At 65.4% G+C, this 18,081-nt stretch carries 15 protein-coding genes and 1 pseudogene; 8 read left to right on the forward strand and 8 right to left on the reverse strand.

Going from position 1 to position 18,081, the window contains the following annotated elements; genetic code table 11:
• Nucleotides 1-2 precede the first annotated feature (2 nt).
• The 3 genes from ACMG4O_RS09775 to ACMG4O_RS09785 are packed head-to-tail and all read left to right on the forward strand — an operon-like array spanning nucleotide 3 to nucleotide 1,987.
• On the forward strand, nucleotides 3-443 hold the full coding sequence (locus ACMG4O_RS09775) for an acyl-CoA thioesterase (RefSeq protein ID WP_142949965.1): 441 nt from the start codon (nucleotides 3-5) through the stop codon (nucleotides 441-443).
• A complete protein-coding gene (locus ACMG4O_RS09780; RefSeq protein WP_414433717.1) occupies nucleotides 444-1,241 on the forward strand; it encodes an undecaprenyl-diphosphate phosphatase in 798 nt (265 codons plus the stop codon). It begins immediately after the preceding gene.
• Nucleotides 1,238-1,987 carry a class I SAM-dependent methyltransferase gene (locus ACMG4O_RS09785; RefSeq protein ID WP_414433718.1) on the forward strand — a complete coding sequence of 250 codons (750 nt, stop codon included), beginning with the start codon at nucleotides 1,238-1,240 and terminating at the stop codon, nucleotides 1,985-1,987. The genes ACMG4O_RS09780 and ACMG4O_RS09785 overlap by 4 nt, the downstream gene beginning before the upstream one ends.
• Nucleotides 1,988-2,123: 136 nt before the next feature.
• Here ACMG4O_RS09785 and plsB read toward each other — a convergent pair whose 3' ends face one another.
• Nucleotides 2,124-4,670, reverse strand: a complete 2,547-nt coding sequence (gene plsB, locus ACMG4O_RS09790) for a glycerol-3-phosphate 1-O-acyltransferase PlsB (RefSeq protein ID WP_142949963.1) — start codon at nucleotides 4,668-4,670, stop codon at nucleotides 2,124-2,126.
• Nucleotides 4,671-4,854: 184 nt separating this feature from the next.
• Between plsB and ACMG4O_RS09795 the strand changes: the two genes are divergently transcribed.
• Both ACMG4O_RS09795 and ACMG4O_RS09800 read left to right on the forward strand, forming a co-directional pair.
• Nucleotides 4,855-5,724, forward strand: a complete 870-nt coding sequence (locus ACMG4O_RS09795) for a Dyp-type peroxidase (RefSeq protein ID WP_370203141.1) — start codon at nucleotides 4,855-4,857, stop codon at nucleotides 5,722-5,724.
• Nucleotides 5,721-6,605, forward strand: coding sequence for a DMT family transporter (locus tag ACMG4O_RS09800; RefSeq protein WP_370203143.1), 885 nt, complete (start codon nucleotides 5,721-5,723; stop codon nucleotides 6,603-6,605). Before ACMG4O_RS09795 ends, ACMG4O_RS09800 begins: the two co-directional genes overlap by 4 nt.
• On the opposite strand, the gene ACMG4O_RS09805 is transcribed toward ACMG4O_RS09800, so the two are convergent.
• Nucleotides 6,602-8,176, reverse strand: coding sequence for an aldehyde dehydrogenase family protein (locus ACMG4O_RS09805; RefSeq protein ID WP_414433719.1), 1,575 nt, complete (start codon nucleotides 8,174-8,176; stop codon nucleotides 6,602-6,604). The two genes, ACMG4O_RS09800 and ACMG4O_RS09805, sit on opposite strands and share 4 nt — an antisense overlap.
• Nucleotides 8,177-8,328: 152 nt before the next feature.
• Here ACMG4O_RS09805 and ACMG4O_RS09810 point away from each other — a divergent pair, with 152 nt between their 5' ends.
• Nucleotides 8,329-8,523: a hypothetical protein gene (locus ACMG4O_RS09810; RefSeq protein ID WP_414433720.1), complete on the forward strand. Its 195-nt coding sequence runs from the start codon at nucleotides 8,329-8,331 to the stop codon at nucleotides 8,521-8,523.
• A 6-nt stretch (nucleotides 8,524-8,529) separates the two neighbouring features.
• Here the strand turns inward: ACMG4O_RS09810 and dapE are convergent, their stop codons facing one another.
• The 6 genes and pseudogenes from dapE to map form a co-directional block, all read right to left on the reverse strand.
• On the reverse strand, nucleotides 8,530-9,660 hold the full coding sequence (dapE, locus tag ACMG4O_RS09815) for a succinyl-diaminopimelate desuccinylase (RefSeq protein WP_414433721.1): 1,131 nt from the start codon (nucleotides 9,658-9,660) through the stop codon (nucleotides 8,530-8,532).
• A gap of 13 nt (nucleotides 9,661-9,673) precedes the next feature.
• Nucleotides 9,674-10,708, reverse strand: coding sequence for a 2,3,4,5-tetrahydropyridine-2,6-dicarboxylate N-succinyltransferase (gene dapD, locus ACMG4O_RS09820; RefSeq protein ID WP_142949957.1), 1,035 nt, complete (start codon nucleotides 10,706-10,708; stop codon nucleotides 9,674-9,676).
• A 39-nt stretch (nucleotides 10,709-10,747) separates the two neighbouring features.
• Nucleotides 10,748-11,095 (reverse strand): ArsC family reductase, encoded by a 348-nt coding sequence (locus tag ACMG4O_RS09825; RefSeq protein ID WP_185956967.1) that lies wholly within the window; start codon nucleotides 11,093-11,095, stop codon nucleotides 10,748-10,750.
• Between the two features lie 24 nt (nucleotides 11,096-11,119).
• The gene (gene dapC / locus ACMG4O_RS09830) at nucleotides 11,120-12,301 is read right to left on the reverse strand and encodes a succinyldiaminopimelate transaminase (protein ID WP_142949956.1); all 1,182 of its coding nucleotides are present in this window, start codon (nucleotides 12,299-12,301) and stop codon (nucleotides 11,120-11,122) included.
• Nucleotides 12,302-12,330: 29 nt separating this feature from the next.
• Nucleotides 12,331-15,024, reverse strand: coding sequence for a [protein-PII] uridylyltransferase (locus ACMG4O_RS09835; RefSeq protein ID WP_414433722.1), 2,694 nt, complete (start codon nucleotides 15,022-15,024; stop codon nucleotides 12,331-12,333).
• Between the two features lie 36 nt (nucleotides 15,025-15,060).
• A pseudogene (gene map / locus ACMG4O_RS09840) lies at nucleotides 15,061-15,894 on the reverse strand (type I methionyl aminopeptidase); the annotation flags it as partial.
• A gap of 256 nt (nucleotides 15,895-16,150) precedes the next feature.
• Here map and rpsB point away from each other — a divergent pair.
• Together rpsB and tsf are read left to right on the forward strand one after the other, a co-directional pair.
• Nucleotides 16,151-16,906 (forward strand): 30S ribosomal protein S2, encoded by a 756-nt coding sequence (rpsB, locus tag ACMG4O_RS09845; protein WP_142949953.1) that lies wholly within the window; start codon nucleotides 16,151-16,153, stop codon nucleotides 16,904-16,906.
• Nucleotides 16,907-16,979: 73 nt separating this feature from the next.
• Complete coding sequence (tsf, locus tag ACMG4O_RS09850; protein ID WP_194856459.1) at nucleotides 16,980-17,861, forward strand: translation elongation factor Ts; 882 nt, start codon at nucleotides 16,980-16,982, stop codon at nucleotides 17,859-17,861.
• The last annotated feature ends 220 nt before the right edge of the window (nucleotides 17,862-18,081 follow it).

Here is an 18,081-nt window from a genome sequence, read left to right on the forward strand (position 1 = left end):
CGATGATCCATTGGGACCTGCCGGACGTGCACCAGATCGAAGTGGTGGTGGCGCCGGAATCCATCGACGTGCTCGGCCACGTCAACAACACCGAATACCTGCGTTACATGGAAAAGATCGCCTGGCAGCACACCCAGGTGCTGGGCCTGGGCTGGGACGAGTACCAGCGGCTCAACCGCTGCATGGTGGCGCGGCGCACCGAAGTGGACTATCTGGCGCCGGCGTTCGAAGGCGAAAAACTGCTGATCGGCACCTGGATCGTCGACAACGACCAGCGCATCAGCATCACCCGCCGCTACCAGATCGTGCGCGAAAGCGACGGCGTAACCCTGCTGCGCGGTCGCACCAAGTGGGTGTGCGTGGCGCTGGACTCGGGCAAACCCCGGCGCATGCCGCCGGAATTTCTGACCGGCTACCGGCCCACGGCGCAGGAATCCGTTTGAATGGATAATGTCCAGGCGTTGATTCTGGCCCTGGTTCAGGGCCTCACCGAGTTCCTGCCGATCTCCAGCTCGGCGCATTTGATCCTGCCCGCGCAGATGTTCGGCTGGCCGGATCAGGGCCTGGCGTTCGACGTGGCGGTGCACCTGGGCACGCTGCTGGCGGTGGTGGCCTACTACCGCCGGGATCTCTGGGCGATGACCCGGGGCGCCGGCGACGGCGTCATGCAGCGGCGCATGAACCCGGATCTGCGCCTGGGTCTGCTGGTGGTGCTGGCCACGGTGCCGGCGGTGGCGGCGGGCTTCCTGGCCAAGGATCTGATTGAAAACGAGCTGCGCTCGGCGGCGGTGATCGCCGTCACCACGGTGGTGTTCGGCGTGCTGCTGTGGCTGGCCGACGTCTACGGCGCCCGCAAGCGGGCGGTGGCCGAACTGGGCGTGGGCAGCGCGCTGCTGATCGGCGTGGCCCAGGCGGTGGCGTTGATTCCCGGCACCTCGCGCAGCGGCATCACCATCACCGCCGCGCTGGCGCTGGGCTTTCGCCGCGAGGACGCGGCGCGCTTCTCCTTCCTGCTGTCGATCCCGGTGATCCTCGGCGCCGGCCTGCTGAAAACCAAGGACCTGCTGGAAAGCACGGTGCCGGTGGATTGGGGGCACATGGCCCTGGGCGTGGTGGTGAGCGCGGTCACCGCCTACCTGACCATCATGCTGTTCCTGCGGCTGCTGGACCGGGTCGGCATGCTGCCGTTCATGCTCTACCGCCTGTTGCTGGGGGCGGTGCTGTTGGTGTGGTTCGTGTGAGCCTTGTGGGCCGCCTGCCCGGCGCCCCCGCCGTGGCGGGCACCGTGCCGGTGGCGTCAACGCAGGCCGCCCGCGACGGTGGCCTGGCGCTGGTGCTGGGCCCCGCCGGTGACGGCGGCGCCCTGTCGCTGTGGGACCCGGCGGACCGCGCCACGCCGCTGAGCGTGGATTTCCTCGCCGGCCGGCAGGGCTACCGGCTGGCCGCCGACCGGGCCCGCCACGAACGGCTGGTGAAGGCACTGGGGCGCTGCCGGGACGGCGTCCAGGGGGTGCTGGACCTGACCGCCGGCCTGGCGCGGGACGCGGCGCTGATGGCCGCCGCCGGCTACCCGGTCAGCATGGTGGAACGCCAGCCGGTGCTGCACGCGCTGATCGCCGATGCGCTGGCGCGCGCCCAGGGGCAGGGCGCCGCCGCCTTACTGACGCTGCTGGACAACGGCGACGCCGCCACGCTGACGCTGCCCGCCGGCCCCTGGCACGCGGTCTACCTGGACCCGATGTTTCCGGCCCGCGGCAAAAGCGCGGCGGTGAAGCAGGACCTGCAGTGGCTGCAGCAGCTTTGCCCCTATCCCGACGACGATGAAGAGCGCCGCCTGCTGGACGTGGCGCTGGCGGTGCCGGCCCGCAAAGTCGTCATCAAACGCCCCCGCCGCGCGCCGCCCCTGGCCGGCCGCGCCCCGCACCACGTCCTGGAAGGCAAGACCGTCCGCTTCGACGTCCACAACGGCATGGCAGTTAACAATTAACAGTTAACAGTTAACAGTTAACAGCGAAAACAGCGCGCACCGACCGACGTCTGCGCGATAGCAGTGTTTGTCATGCGTTTTTGCAACGGTTTTTTGACGTTAGCTGTTAACTGTTCACTATTAACTGTCAACTGATTTATTTGTCCGCTTCGGTGCCTTTGGCGGTGTTGCCGTCGTCCTGGGCGTCGTGCTCGGCGGTTTCCGCCAGCGCCCGTTCCAGCTCGGGCACGCGGGTGACGCGCTGGATCGCCTGGCTGATGTCCGGGCTGAGGATGCGACGGGCTTCGTCGTCCAGGGCGCGCAGGTTGTCGCCGAAGCACAGCGCCTTGTCGTCGTCCTGCCAGACCAGGTCGGTATCGCGCAGCTGGTTGATGAAGTTGCGCAGCACCACCTTGTCGAAGAATTCCGGGGAATTGAATTCGTACAGCAGCGACAGCCGCTGGGCGGTGTGGTGGGCCAGATCGCTGAGGGCGTCGGCGTCCAGCCTGCCGCTGCCGTACTGCACCAGCAGCCGGATGGTCAGGTAGAAGCGCTCCAGGGACGGCATCACCGTCTGCCCCAGGTGCGCCAGCATGTCCGACGCATAGGTGTGGATCGCGGCGCCGTGCAGGCAGTCGTCCTCGCGGCTCACCAGGCCGTGCTCTTCCAGCACCGAGGCGATGCGCTCCACCGCCGCCGGCAGTTCGCCGTCCTCGCGCCAGTGCAGCAGGTATTCGTTGCGGAAGAACGGGTAGAGCAGGGCGATCATGCTTTGCAGCATGTCCATGCGGATGCTGCGCGCGTTCAGGAACAGCGAGCAGATCAGCCCCGGCAGGACGAACAGGTGCAGGCTGTTGTTGCGCACATAGGCCATCTGCAGGGCGGTTTTCGGGTCGGTGGTGACCACGTCGCCGAGCGGGTGGGCGACGCGGATCAGGAATTCGTGCTCCAGCCCGTACTCGATGATCACGTCCGGATCGTTCTCCGCCAGCCGCGCGGTGTCGCTGTAGGGCGCCTGATCGAGCAGGTTGATGTAGAGCTGCAGTTGCTGGCGCAGTTGCTGCAGGTCCATGGTGTGCTTGGGCGTGGCCAGCAGCGCCAGGCTGATCAGGTTCACCGGGTTGGCGACGGCGGCGGCGTTGATGCCGGTGACCACGTCGCGGCCCAGGTTGTTGATGGTGGTTTTGAACCAGTCCGGGGTTTCGTGCACTGACAGCTCTTCGTTGCGCCAGCCTTCCCGGTGGCTGTCCAGGTAGTCCACCAGCTTGATCGGCTCACCGAAGTTCACGTGCACCTGGCCGAAATGGCTGCGCAGCACCTTGAGCGATTTCATCAGGCCGCCCACGGATTCTTTTTTCTTTTTGCCGCCGTGCAGTTCGCCGATGTAGGAGCCGCCTTCGATCACTTTTTCGTAGCCGATATAGACCGGCACGAAGGCGATCGGTTTGCGCGCGTCGCGCAGGAAGCTGCGCACCGTCATCGCCAGCATGCCGGTACGCGGCTGCAGCATGCGGCCGCTGCGGCTGCGGCCGCCTTCCACGAAATACTCAATGGAGAAGCCCTGGGTGGTGATGCTGTGCAGGTACTCGTAGAACACCGCCGCGTACAGCGGGTTGTCGCGGAAGCTGCGGCGCATGAAGAAAGCGCCGCCCCGGCGCAGGATGGTGCCCACCACCGGCAGGTTCAGGTTGATGCCGGCGGCGATGTGCGGCGGCACCAGGCCGTTGCGGTAGACCACGAACGACAGCAGCAGATAGTCGATGTGGCTGCGGTGGCAGGGCACGTAAATGATTTCGTGGTCGCGGGCCACCTGGGTGAGGTTGTCCAGATTATACAGGCGGATGCCGTCATAGAGGCGGTTCCACAGCCAGTTGAGAAACAGCTCCAGCGCGCGGATGGTGGTGTGCGAATAGTCCGCCGCGATCTCCATCGCGTAGCCGCGCGCCCGCGCCAGGGTTTTGTCCTCGCTTTCCTTGTTCTCTTCGGCGGTGTGCTGGATCGCCTCGCGCACCGACGCGGCTTCCATGATCGAGTTGGTGAGCGTCCGCCGGTGGGACAGGTCCGGGCCGATGGCGGCTTCCTGCTGGCGGCGGAAGTGCACGCGCAGAATCCGCGACGTCTTGCGCACCACCTGGTCGTCGGAGCGGCACTGGTCGACCAGCTGGCGCAGCGACATGGGCGAGCTGAACTGCACGTAAAGGTCGCGACCCTGGGTCAGCACGATGAAGAATTTCTTGATAAAGCCCGGCGGCGACCAGTTGTCGGAGAAGATAATCCGCCACAGGGAATTCTCTTTTTCCGGCTGGCGGCCCCAGAACACCGACACCGGCACCAGCTGCACATCCAGTTCCGGGTTGTGCTTGAGGCCGGACACCAGCCGCTGCAGTCGCGCCGGGGTGATCGCCCGGCGCTGACGGCTGATGGTGGTTTCCCGCTTGTAGAGGTGGAAGTAACTGCGCGACAGATGCTGCTTGCCCAGGGTCAGCGACGCCTTGGGGGCGCGCAGCCCGAGCCGGCGCGCCGCCTGGTCGGCCACCGCCGCGTCCGCCAGGGAGCGGTCGCGCAGCACATACACCACCGGTATGTCCGGGTTCAGCTGCAGTTCGGCGGGGTCGCCGGGCAGCGCGCGGATACGCGTGCACAGACGCATAAAAGCGCGAATCAGCAGGAAAAAGAGTCGATCAAGTCCTAACCAGGGCGTCATAAGGGCCGAAACTGTGGGAAAAGGTTTGTGAATTCTACCTAAAGGGCGGGCCCCCGGACATAACCGGATATTGCAAGATGTTACCGTCCGTCGAACGCCTGAGCGGTGCCGGTGTGGCCCCTGTCCGGGGCCCGGGATGTTGCTACAATCACGGTCTTTCCATTGCTTGCAGAGGAAGTCCAACGTGTCCGAGCATCAGGCCGGTATTTTCGACCGCAGTTTCACCGAGCATTTGTTCCTGGAATTCGCCCTGGGGGGCGGCCATTCGGTTGAAGCGGTGCGCGCCGCCCTGCGCGAGGCGCTGGCGGTGGCCGGGGAACGCACCCCGGTGCTGATGGCGTTCGGCCCGGGGCTGTGGGACCGGCTCGGCGAGGGCTTCGACTTTCCGCCGTTCTCCCTGGAGGGCATGGTGCCCGCTACCCAGGGCGACCTGCTGATCTGGATTCAGGCGGACAACCGCAGCGCGCTGTTCGATGCCGGCCTGCGGGTGCACCGGCTGTTGGCGCGTGAGCTGGATCTGCAACTGGAAGTGCAGGCGTTCGTCTACCACGACCTGCGTGACCTGTCCGGCTTTGTCGACGGCATCGGCAACCCGGAGGGCGAGCGCGCCAAGGAGGCGGCCATCATCCCCGAGCCGCACCCGGCGGCCGGCGGCAGCTGGGTGCTGAGCCAGAAATGGGTGCATACCGGTCTCGAGGACTTCCATAAATTGCCGGAAGCGGAGCAGGAGAACGTGTTCGGCCGCACCAAGGCGGACGCGGTGGAATTCGACGACGAGCGCATGCCCGTCAACGCCCATGTGGGGCGCACCGACGTGGACTACCACGGCGTGCCGCAAAAAATCTGGCGGCGCTCGGTGCCCTACGGCAACACCACCGAATACGGGCTCTATTTTATTGCGTTCAGTTGCGAGCTGGACCGCTTCGACTATCTGCTGCGCCGCATGTACGGCCTGACCGATGACGGCGTCCGCGACCGCCTGCTGGACTTCACCCAGCCGGTGACCGGTGCCTGGTGGTATGCGCCCACGCGGGAGTGGCTGGCGGCGCTGTGAGCACCGACAACCGCGTCCAGACCGCCGCCCGTCCGTTGCTGGGCGTGGCCCTGATGGCGCTGGGCGTGGGCATCCTGCCGGTGATGGACGGGCTGGCCAAGCACCTGAGCGCCGAGTACCACGTGGTGCAGGTCACCTGGGCCCGCTATCTGTTCCATTTCGTGCTGCTGGCGGCGTTACTGCTGTGGCGGCTGCCGCTGCGTGAGTTGATTCCCCGGCGCCTCGGCCTGCAGATCGTGCGCAGTGCCTTTTTGCTGTCCACCACGCTCTGCTATTTCGGCGCCATTGCCTTCCTGCCCCTGGCCAACGCCCTGGCGCTGGCGTTCATCGGCCCGCTGGTGAGCACCGCCCTGGCGCCCTGGCTGCTCGGCGAGCACGCCGGGGCGCGCCGCTGGCTGGCGGTGGTGGTGGGCTTCAGCGGCACCCTGGTGGTGATCCGGCCCGGCTGGGCGGCGTTCGAATGGGCGTCGCTGCTGGGCGTGGCCGCCGGTGTGTCCTACGGGCTCTATCAGCTCACCACCCGCCGTCTGTCCGGCAGCGGCCGCGCCTCGGTGACGCTGTTCTATACCTCGGTGTTCGGCTTCGCCGTGCTCAGCCTGGTGGTGGCGCCGTTCTGGACCACGCCGGACCTGGGCGGCTGGGGCCTGATGCTGATCATGGGCAGCGTCGGCGCGCTGGCGCACTTTCTGATTATCAGCGCCTTCGAATACGCCCCGGCGCCGGCGCTCGCGCCGGTCAGCTATATGGAGATGGTGTCCGCGGTGACGGTGGGCTGGCTGGTGTTCGGCGATTTCCCGGACGCCTTCACCTGGACCGGGATCGCCCTGATCGTGGTCAGCGGCCTCCTGGTGGTCACCGGAGGCCGCCTGCCCAAAACCTAGTCCGCCTTCCAGCCGGTGAACATCTTGCGGATTAGGAAGGGGGTGAGCTTGAGGCTGGCGCCCAGCCACTGGCCGACGCCGGTGGGGAAGGCGAAGCGCAGGGCGTTGAGCAGGCCCTTGTAGGTGGCCTGGTCGAACGGGTACCACCAGAGGTTGCGCTTGGCCGGCAGCAGGTCCCAGTTGATCACCTTGGCGTTGGTCATTTCCAGCAGGCCTTCGGGGCCGTGGGTGCGGCCGATGCCGGATTCCTTCCAGCCGCCCCAGGGCGCTTCCGACAGGCCGTGGGTGTAGAGGTGGTCGTTGATGGTGGTGACGCCGCTTTCCAGGCGCGCCGCCAGTTCCCGGCCGCGCTTGTTGTCGCCGGTCCAAATTGACGAGGTGAGCGCCAGGTTGGAGCGGTTGGCTTTCTCCAGCGCCTGTTCCGCGTTGGCCACTTTTTCCACCGCCAGGATCGGGCCGAAGGTTTCCTCGCACACGGTGAGCATGTCGTCGGACAGTTCCGTGAGCAGGGTGGCGGGGAAGAAGAAGCCGTTGTCCACGTCGCCCACCGGTTGTGACTGCGCCTGGATGCGCGCGCCCTTGGCGAGGGCGTCTTCCAGGTGCTGCTGGACGGTGCGCAGCTGGCCCTCGGTGGTCAGGCTGCCGATGTCGGCGGTGACCTCCTTGCCGTGGCCGGGGCCGTGGCGCAGGGCGCGGGTCTTCTTCGCCAGCCGTTCCACGAAGTCGTCGTAGACGGCGGCTTCCACGTAGATCCGTTCCACGCCGCCGCAGCTCTGGCCGGCGTTCTGGTAGCCGGCCCAGGCGGCGCCGTTGGTGGCGCGCTCCAGGTCGGCGTCGGCGAGCACGATCATGGCGTCGTTGCCGCCCAGTTCCAGGGACACCGGCGTCAGCGTCTGCGCGGCCTGGGCCATCAGGGTCTTGCCGGCGGGCACGCTGCCGGTGAAGAACAGTTTGTCGATGCCGTTTTCGAAGAAGGCGGTGGCCACCTTGGAGCCGGAGCCGACGATGTGCTGGAACAGGCCCTCCGGCAGTTCGCCGGCGTCCAGGATGCGTTCGATGGCGCGGCCCACCGCCGGGGTGGCGGCGGCCACTTTGAGCAGCACCGCGTTGCCGGCCATCAGCGCCATGACGATTTCACCGAACGGGATCGACAGCGGGTAGTTCCAGGGGCTGATGATGCCCACCACGCCCAGCGGCAGGTGGCTCACTTCGGTGCGCTTGTTGGCGAACAGCAGGTGGCCGGCGGCGCGTTTTTGCGGGCCGAGCACCTTGCCGGCGTTTTTGGCGTACCAATTGCACGCCAGGGCACAGGGCAGCACTTCCGTGGCCAGGGCGTCGATGCGGGTCTTGCCGTTGCTGTCACTGACGGTGGCGGCCAGGTCCTCGGCGCGGTCGACGATATAGCGGCGCATCAGCTCGATATGGCGGGTCCGTTCCTTGAACGACTTGGCCGCCCACTGGCGCTGGGCGGCGCGGGCCCGTTGCATGCGCTCGGGCATGCCGGCGAGATCGGTTTCATTGAGCTCGGCCACGGCGGCGCCGGTGGCGGGGTTGATATCGGTGACGGTCATCTCGTGGCTCCGGCCATGGACGATAAAACGGGTGGGTGACAAACGATAATGGAAGCATACGCCCCCGGCCCGGGGAATGGCGATGCCGCCGTTGTGAGCGGCGCGGCTGTCAAACTTTGCTATGCTGACCGACGGATAAAAAAGGAGAAACGATGATCGAGGATATCAATGCGTGGCTGCCGTTCTACGGCGCCTGGGTGGTGGTGTGCACGCTGCTGAGTTTGATGATCGCGCGCAACAAAGGCATGAAACCGCTGCTGCCCGCCGCGGCCGGTTTCGTGGCCGCGTTCATTCCGATTGTCGGGTTGATCTATCTGGTGGTGCTGGGCACGCGGCCCGCGAAATAGCGGGCGTTAACCGGCAAGCAGGTTTTTCAGGATGCTTTGGTAGATGCCGGTGAGCGTGTCCAGCTCGGAGATGGAGGTGTGCTCGTCCACCTTGTGGATGGTGGCGTTGACCGGACCCAGTTCGACGACCTGAGCGCCGGTGGGGGCGATAAAGCGGCCGTCACTGGTGCCGCCGGCGGTGGACAGATGCGTGTCGGCGCCGGTGTGTTCCTTGATCGCCGCCACGGTGGCGTCCACCAGGGCGCCGCGGTCGGTGAGGAACGGCTGGCCGGACAGCTTCCACTCGATCTCGTAATCCAGGCCGTGGCTTTGCAGGATGGTTTCGGTGCGCTGGCGCAGTTCGAAATCGGTGACTTCGGTGGAAAAGCGGAAATTGAACAGCACCTGGCAATCGCCGGGGATCACATTGGTGGCCCCGGTGCCGGCGTTGATGTTGGAAATCTGAAAGCTGGTGGCCGGGAAGAAATCATTGCCCCGGTCCCATTCCGCCGCCGCCAGCTCCGCCAGGGCCGGTGCCACTTCGTGCACCGGGTTGCGGGCCAGGTGCGGGTAGGCCACGTGCCCTTGCACGCCTTTTACCGTGAGCAGGCCGCCCAGGGAACCGCGCCGGCCGTTCTTGATCACGTCCCCGACGGTGTCCGTGGAGGAGGGCTCGCCCACCAGGCAGTAGTCGATGTGCTCCTCGCGTTCCTGCAGGGTTTCCACCACCTTGACGGTGCCGTTCACCGACGGGCCTTCCTCGTCGGCGGTGATCAGAAAGCCGAGGCTGCCCCGGTGGTCCGGGTGGGCGGCGATAAAGTCTTCCACCGCCACCAGCATGGCGGCGATGGAGCCTTTCATGTCCGCCGCGCCGCGGCCGTAGAGCAGGTCGCCGTCCTCGGTAGGCTCGAACGGGTCGAAGCGCCATTTGCCGGCGTCGCCGGTGGGCACCACGTCGGTGTGTCCGGCGAACACCAGCAGCGGGCCGTCGCTGCCGCGCCGCGCCCAGAGGTTGCGCACTTCCTCGAACCACAGCGTCTCGCACTGGAAGCCCAGGGCCTCCAGCTTTTCGATCATCCAGTCCTGACAGCCTTCGTCCTCCGGGGTGACCGAGGGGCGACGGATCAGTTCCTTGGCGTACTCGAGGGTTCTGCTCACGGACACTCCGGTTTTAGTTGTGTTTATGCAGCTCTTCGTTGAGCGCCACGGCGGTTTTGTTGGTCTGGCACTGCACCGCGCCGCTTACCGAATTGCGGCGGAACAGCAGGTCGGACTGGCCGGCCAGGTCACGGGCCTTGACGGTGTCCGCCACCTTGCCGTTCTGGTCCAGCACTTCCACCTTGGTGCCGGCGGTGATGTACAGGCCCGCTTCGATGGTGCAGCGGTCGCCCAGCGGGATGCCGGTGCCGGCGTTGGCGCCGAGCAGGCAGTTCTCGCCCAGGGAAATCACGATGTTACCGCCGCCGGAGAGGGTGCCCATGGTGGAGGAGCTGCCGCCCAGGTCGGAGCCCTTGCCGACGAACACACCTGCGGAGATACGGCCTTCGATCATGCCCGGCCCTTCGGTGCCGGCGTTGAAGTTGATAAAGCCTTCGTGCATGACGGTGGTGCCTTCGCCCACATAGGCGCCCAGACGCACGCGGGCGGTGTCGGCGATGCGCACGCCGGCGGGTACCACGTAGTCGGTCATCTTGGGGAACTTGTCCACGCTGTTCACTTCCAGCACCTTGCCGTTAAGGCGGGCGAGAAGCTGGCGCTCGGGCAGTTCGTTCAGGTCCACGGCGCCTTCGTTGGTCCAGGCCACGTTGGGCAGCAGCGGGAAGATGCCGCTGAGCACCACGCCGTGGGGGCGTACCAGGCGGTGAGAGAGCAGGTGAAGCTTGAGATAGGCTTCCGGGGTGGAGGCCGGCTCCGCGTCGCTTTCCAGAATGGTCAGCACCACCGGGCGCTCGGATTCCTGGAACGCCACCGCGTAGCTGGCTTCGTGTTCAAAGCCGGCCTCGCGCCATTCCCGGGCGAGGTGCTGGATCTGCCGGTGAGTCAGTTCCAGGGCCGCGTTGCCGCCCTCGTAGCCGACTTCTTCGCTGACCACGTCCACCAGCTTGCTGTCCGGGTTGATCACCGGGTCCGGGTAGAACACTTCCAGCCATTGGTCGTCGCGGTTCTTGCTGCCGCAGCCCAGTGCCATTGCGAAAATATTGCTCATGTTTGCCTCTCTGTCATTCGGTGCGGCGGAGCCGGTGGCTCAGCCCAGCAGTGTTTTCCAGCGGCCTTCTTCAAAGCCGGCTTCGATAATGTTGTCGCTGTGCAGAATCGGGCGTTTGATCAGGGACGGGTTGTCCTGTGCCGCGGCCACCGCGCTTTCCGCGTCCATGTTGTCGCGGGTGCTCTGATCGAGCTTGCGCCAGGTGGTACCGCGCCGGTTGATCACGGTGTCCCAGCCCAGGGCGTCGATCCAGCGTCGCAGCTGGGCTTCGGGCACGCCGTCCTTTTTATAGTCGTGAAAATGATACTCCAGGCCCTGTTCGTCGAGCCATTTCAGAGCCTTCTTCATGGTGTCGCAGTTCTTGATGCCGTAGACGGTTATCGCCATGGGGTCCTTCCTCCTGGGGCACGTTTACAGACGTTCGATCAGGGCGCGGATGCGCTTGGCGCCTTCCACGCACTGATCCAGTTCCGCGACCAGCGCCATGCGCACCCGGTTCTTGCCGGGGTTGCGGCCCTGCACGGTGCGCGACAGATAGCGCCCGGGCAGTACGGTCACGTTCTCTTCGGACTTGAGGCGGCGGGCGAAGGTTTCATCGTCCACCGGGGTTTTGGGCCACAGGTAGAAGCCCGCGTCCGGGGCGCTAACCTTAAGCGGCTCGCCGAGAATGTCCAGTACGGCGTCGAACTTGCTGGCGTACAGGGCACGGTTGGCGCGCACATGCTCTTCGTCGTTCCAGGCGGCGATGCTCGCCACCTGGTGATGGTTGGGCATGGCGCAGCCGTGGTAGGTGCGGTAGCGCAGAAAGCGGCGCAGGATTTCCGCGTCGCCGGCGACGAAGCCGGAGCGCAGGCCGGGCAGGTTGGAACGCTTGGACAGCGAATGAAACACCACGCAGCGGCGGTAATCATGGCGGCCCAGCTCCGCGCAGGCCTGCAGCAGACCGGCGGGGGCGCGCTCTCGGTAAATTTCCGAATAACATTCGTCGGACGCGATCACGAAGTCGTACTTGTCCGCCAGATCGATCAGTGCCTTGAGCTGCGCGCTGCTCAGGGTGGCGCCGGTGGGGTTGCCCGGCGTGCAGATAAACAGCACCTGGGTGCGCAGCCAGGTGCTTTCGTCGACGGCGTCGAAGTCCGGTTGCAGGCCGGTGGCGTCGGTGCAGGGCAAATACACCGGTTCGCCGCCGCCGAGCAGGGCGGCGCCTTCATAGATTTGATAGAAGGGGTTGGGCATCAGCACCAGCGGGCTGCGCTGACGGTCCAGCATCGCCTGGGTGAACGCGAACAGCGCCTCGCGGGTGCCGTTCACCGGCAGCACCTGATGGTCGCTGCTGACCTGCTGCAACTTGAAGCGCCGGGTCAGCCAGCCGGCGATGGCTTCGCGCAGCTCCGGCAGGCCGGCGGTGCCCGGGTACTTGGCGAGCAGGGCGGTATTGTCGCGGAGCGCCTGCTGCACGAAATCCGGCGCCGGGTGTTGCGGTTCGCCGATGGAAAACGCCACCGGGCTTTTGTCACTGGCGGGCAGGTCGGCGAACAACGTGCCCAGCTTCTCGAACGGATACGGATGCAGGCGTTCCAGATCGGGATTCATGGTGTTCCTTAAATACGGCGCAAAGGTAATTAGATGGTGACCGACATGGGGTCGGTTTTGCTGTAATCGTCCAGCTCCTGCTTGAGCGTGGCCTGCAGACGCTGGCACAGCTCCGGATCGGAGACCGGCTGGCCTTCCAGGTCGGTGACGAAGAACACGTCCTCCGCTTTTTCGCCCAGGGTGGCGATGCGCGCGTTCTGCACCAGCAGCTCAAACTGCACGAAGATACGGCCGATATGCGCCAGCAGGCCGGGGCGGTCGAGGGTCTGCACCTCCACCACCGAGCGGTCGTTGACGATGTCGTTGCTGATCATCACCTGGGTGGGCACATCGAAATGCTTGTGGCGGCGCGGCATGCGCCGGCTCACGGTGGCACCGAAATTTTCCGGCTGCTTGAGCGTTTCGGTGAGCGTTTTGCGGATGTATTCAATGCGCGGCCAGTCGTTACCGATGGGCGTGCCGTTCTCGTCGAGCACGATATAGGTGTCCAGGCTGAAACCGTCCGCGCTGGTGATAATGCGCGCGTCCATAATGGTCAGCCCGAGGCTGTCCAGCGCGTTCACGGTGGCGGCGAACAGGTTGCGGGTGTCCGGCGTGTAGATAAAGATCTGCGAGCCGCCTTCCAGGTTGCCGGGGCTGGTTTCCGACTCGCGGATCAATACCAGCGGGTCTTCCTTGTTGGTGCGTTCCAGCAGCGCCTCGGTGTGCCAGGCGATGTCCCAGGGTGTTTCACGCAGGAAATATTCGTCGCCGATGTTGGCCCACAGCGCTTCGATGGCGTGCGGATCATGGTCGCGCTCGGTGAGCAGCTTTAGGGCGTCGTCGCGGGTCTCGTCGATCCAGTCCTGTTTGTCCTGGGGGTTGTTCAGACCGCGCCGCAGGGCGCGTTTGGTCTCCAGGTAGAGCTGACGCATCAGCGAGGCGCGCCAGGAGTTCCACAGCGCCGGGTTGGTGGCGTTGATGTCGGCCACGGTGAGCACGTAGAGGTAATCCAGGTGCACCAGGTCGCCCACGGTGCGCGCGAATTCATGCACCACGTCCGGGTCGGAGATGTCCTTGCGCTGGGCGGTGACGCTCATGGTCAGGTGGTTGCGCACCAGCCAGGCCACCAGCTTGGCGTCCCAGTTGGTGAGGCCGTGGCGCTGACAGAAGGCGATGGCGTCGTCGGCGCCCAGCTCGGAGTGGTCGCCGCCGCGGCCCTTGGCGATGTCGTGGTAGAGTCCGGCCACGTACAGCAGCTCGGGCTTGGGCAGCCGGTAGAACACCTCGCAGGCCACCGGGAATTCGTCGCGCTGGTCGTCGTAGCGCAGGCGCCGCATGTTCTTGATCACCAGCAGGGTGTGCGCGTCCACGGTGTAAATATGGAACAGGTCGTACTGCATCATGCCGATGATGCGGCCGAACTCCGGCAGGTACTTGCCGAGGATGCCGTAGCGTTTCATGCGGCGCAGTTGCGAGAACAGCGCGTGGGGGCTGCGCAGCAGCTGCATGAACAGGGCGGTGTGGGCCGGTTCCTGGCGGAAGGCGTCGTCGATCAGCGGCCGCGACTCGATCAGCGCGCGCACGGTGGCGGCGCGCACCCCTTTCAGGTCCGGGTTCTGGGCCAGCAGCACGAACACCTCGAGGATCGCCGACGGGTGCTTGCGGAACACGTCCGGCGCGCTGATTTCCAGGTAGTCGTTGCGCACCTGGAAACGGCGGTTGAGCGGGCGCACGTTCTCCGGCTCGCCGGCGCGCAGGATCACCTCGTCGAACAGCTGCAGCAGCATCTCGTTGAGCACCGACAGCGCCAGCGCCACGCGGTAGAAGCGCTTCATCAGTTGTTCCACCGCCAGGTTGGCGTCGGAGTCCTTGTGGCCGAGGCGTTCGGCGAGCTGGCGCTGGTGATCGAACAGCAGCCGGTTTTCGTTGCGGCCGGTGAGGCCGTGCAGCTGCCAGCGGATCCGCCACAGCGACTCCAGGCACTTGCTCAGCACGCGGTGCTCGTCGGCGGTGAGGAAGCCGGCGTCGACCAGCGCTTCCAGGCTGTCGGCGCCGAAATGCCGCTTCGCCACCCAGGCGATCATCTGCACATCGCGCAGGCCGCCGGGGGCGTTCTTGATGTCCGGTTCCAGGTTGTATTCGGTGTCGTTGAACTTGCGGTGGCGGGCGGTCTGTTCTTCCCATTTGGCGGCGAAGAAGCGGTCGTTGGGCCACATCGCGTCCGGCCCGGTAAGCACCGCCAGATCCGCGCGCACCCGGTCGTCGCCGGCCAGGGTGCGTGCTTCCATGATATTGGTGGCCACGGTGATGTCCTGGCCCGCCAGGCTCACGCACTCGTCCAGGGTGCGCACGCTGTGGCCGATTTCCAGGCCGATGTCCCACAGAAAGGCGACGAAGCCTTCCAGGGCGGAGCAGGCCTCCGGGTTGGGGGCGTCGCGGAACAGCACCATCAGGTCGACGTCGGAGTGCGGGTGCAGTTCGCCGCGGCCGTAGCCGCCCACCGCCACCAGGGCGGCCTCGGCGAAGCGGTCCAGGCCGAACAGCGACCAGGCGGCGATCAGCACCCGGTCCACCAGCCGGGCGCGGCCGTGCACCAGCTCGGTGATCGGCGCTTCGTGAAAGGCCTCGTCGAGGCGCGCCTGGCCGGCCTCCAGGAATTCCCGGGCGGCGAGCCCCGGCTGATCACTGTCGCGCAGGGTGTCGAGCAGCGAGTCTTGGCTCATCGGCGGATCCAGGTTCATAACGGGGCGGCCTCGGCAACGGCGTTAAAGACGGCGTTAGTAAAGATCGGATTCTTCCTGACGGGCGGTGAGTACCTCGTAACCGTCGGCGGTGACCGCCAGGGTATGCTCCCACTGGGCGGACAGCTTGCGGTCCTTGGTGACCACGGTCCAGCCGTCGGGCAGCACCTTATTATGGGCTTTGCCGGCGTTGATCATCGGTTCGATGGTGAACACCATGCCTTCCTGCAGCTCCAGGCCGGTGCCGGGCTTGCCGTAATGCAGCACCTGCGGGTCTTCGTGGAACACCTGGCCGATGCCGTGCCCGCAGTATTCGCGCACCACGGAGAAGCGCTCGGACTCCGCCAGTTTCTGGATGGTGTGGCCGATATCGCCCAGGCGCACGCCGGGCCGCACCATCTTGATGCCGGCCAGCATGCACTCGCGGGTGGTGTCCACCAGCCGCTGGGCCAGCACCGAGGGCTCGCCCACGTAGTACATCTTGCTGGTGTCGCCGTGCCAGCCGTCCTTGATGACGGTGACGTCGATATTAAGGATGTCGCCCTTTTTGAGCACCTTTTTCTCGTTGGGAATCCCGTGGCAGATCACATTATTCACCGATGTGCATATCGACTTCGGGAAGCCCCGGTAGCCCAGGCAGGCGGGGACCGCGTTCTGCTTGTTGACGATGTGGTCGTGGCAGATGCGGTCCAGTTCCTCGGTGGTGACCCCGGGCTGGACGTGCTCGCCGATCATTTCCAGAACTTCGGCGGCCAGGCGGCCCGCTTCGCGCATTTTCGCGATGTCTTCCGGGGTTTTTATGGTGACGTTCATGTTGATCAGAGAAACTCCAGCGTTTTCAGTGTCTTGGGCGGCAAATGCGGGGGCGGGGCGGTGTCTTGTATACCGCTTTTCCGTTGCCCGGCAGGGGCGCTTGTGGTATAAAGCGCGCGCCTTTGTCGCTCATGGGCGGTGCAACATTGTACCCGCTCGGTGTCGGCGAAGGGAAATCACACACGTTCCGTCACATGGCCCTGGGTGCCTTCCTGCTTGATCACTGTCACCGCGACGAAAGCGCGGCGGCACAGAGTAGAGGGGGTTGGGTCATGCGGGAATCGTGGAGGCCTAACCCAATTGGAGAAAGACCATGTCCAGCGTAACGATGCGCGATATGTTGAAAGCCGGTGTCCATTTCGGCCACCAGACCCGTTACTGGAACCCCAAGATGAAGCCCTTCATCTTCGGCGCCCGTAACAAGATTCACATCATCAACCTGGAAACCACCCTGCCTCTGTTCAACGACGCGCTGTCGTTCCTGAACAAGCTGGCGGCCAGCAACAACAAGATCCTGTTCGTCGGCACCAAGCGCGCCGCTCAGAACGCGGTCCGTGAAGAAGCCAAGCGTTGCGGCATGCCGTACGTGGATCACCGTTGGCTGGGCGGCATGCTCACCAACTGGAAGACCATCCGCCAGTCCATCAAGCGTCTGCGCGACCTGGAAGCCCAGGAGCAGGACGGCACCCTCGGCAAGCTGACCAAGAAAGAGCACCTGATGCGTCAGCGCGAGATGGAGAAGCTGGAACGCTCCATCGGCGGCATCAAGGACATGGGCGGTCTGCCGGACGCTCTGTTCGTGGTGGACGTGGATCACGAGGACATTGCCGTCCAGGAAGCCCGCAAGCTGGGTATTCCGGTGGTTGCCGTGGTCGACACCAACTCCAACCCGGACGAAGTGGACTACGTGATCCCGGGCAACGACGACGCCATCCGCGCCATCCAGCTGTACGTGAAAGCGGCCGCTGACGCGATTATGGAAGGCCGTGAGTACGCCCAGACCCAGTCCGGCGGCGACAGCGAGTTCGTTGAAGTCGAGGACGCCGAAGGCGAGAAAGCCGAGGGTTGATGACGCCGGGGCGGGCGTGGCCCGCCCCGACACCGGGGGTTGTTCCCCGATTCAAAGATTTAAAGAGGTAAGCATGGCTGCTGTAACTGCTTCAATGGTTAAAGAGCTCCGCGAGCGCACCGGTCTCGGCATGATGGAGTGCAAGAAGGCCCTGGTCGCCGCTGAGGGTGACATTGAGCGCGCGATCGACGATCTGCGCAAATCCGGCCAGGCGAAAGCCGCCAAGAAAGCCGGCCGCACCGCCGCCGAAGGCGTGGTGATGGTGGCTACCACCGAAGACCGCAAGCGCGCGGTGATGGTGGAGATCAACTCCGAAACCGACTTCGTGGCCCGTGATGACAACTTCCTGGGCTTCGCCAACAAGGTGGCCCAGGCCGCCCTGGACGCGGACGAAGTGGACGCCGCCAAGATCGTGGCGCTGAGCCTGGAAGACGGCTCCACCGTGGAACAGGCGCGCGAGTCACTGGTTCAGAAAATCGGTGAAAACATCCAGGTTCGCCGCGCGGTGCGCCTGAACGCCACCGACGGCGTGGTCGGCTCCTACGTGCACGGCGGCAAGATCGGTGTCCTCACCGCGCTGTCCGGCGGCGAGCCGGAGCTGGCCAAGGACGTGTGCATGCACGTGGCCGCCGTGGCGCCGATGGTGGTGAACTCCGAGAACGTGCCCGAGGACGTGCTGGAAAAAGAGCGTGAGATCATCCGCGCCCAGCCGGACATGGAAGGCAAGCCCGCCGAGATCGTCGAGAAGATGGTCGGTGGCCGGATCAACAAGTTCCTGAAGGAAGTCAGCCTCACCGATCAGCCGTTCGTGAAGGACCCCAACACCACCGTGGGTCAGCTGGTCAAGGACGCGGGCGCTGAAGTGCTGGCGTTTGAGCGTCTGGTGGTCGGCGAAGGCATCGAGAAAGAAGAAGTCGACTTCGCGGCTGAAGTCATGGCGCAGGCTAAGGGCTGATCGCGACCGAAGCACCGCTTCGCAGCGCGATCAGCGACCGGCCAGGGATGGCCGGGCCGGGCTTTCCGAATGCGATGGCGTGGCGCCAGGGATGGCCGGCACGGCCTGGCCGGGTAAGCCACTTCGCAGCACGACCAACGCGACTGGTGGCGCCTGCTTCCGGCGCCGTTCCGGGAAAGCCGGTTGTGCGGAAGCCACAAAACGCCTTGCTGGCCTGACC

Source organism: Alloalcanivorax venustensis (assembly GCF_047495515.1).
In the GTDB taxonomy this organism is placed as follows: domain Bacteria; phylum Pseudomonadota; class Gammaproteobacteria; order Pseudomonadales; family Alcanivoracaceae; genus Alloalcanivorax; species Alloalcanivorax venustensis.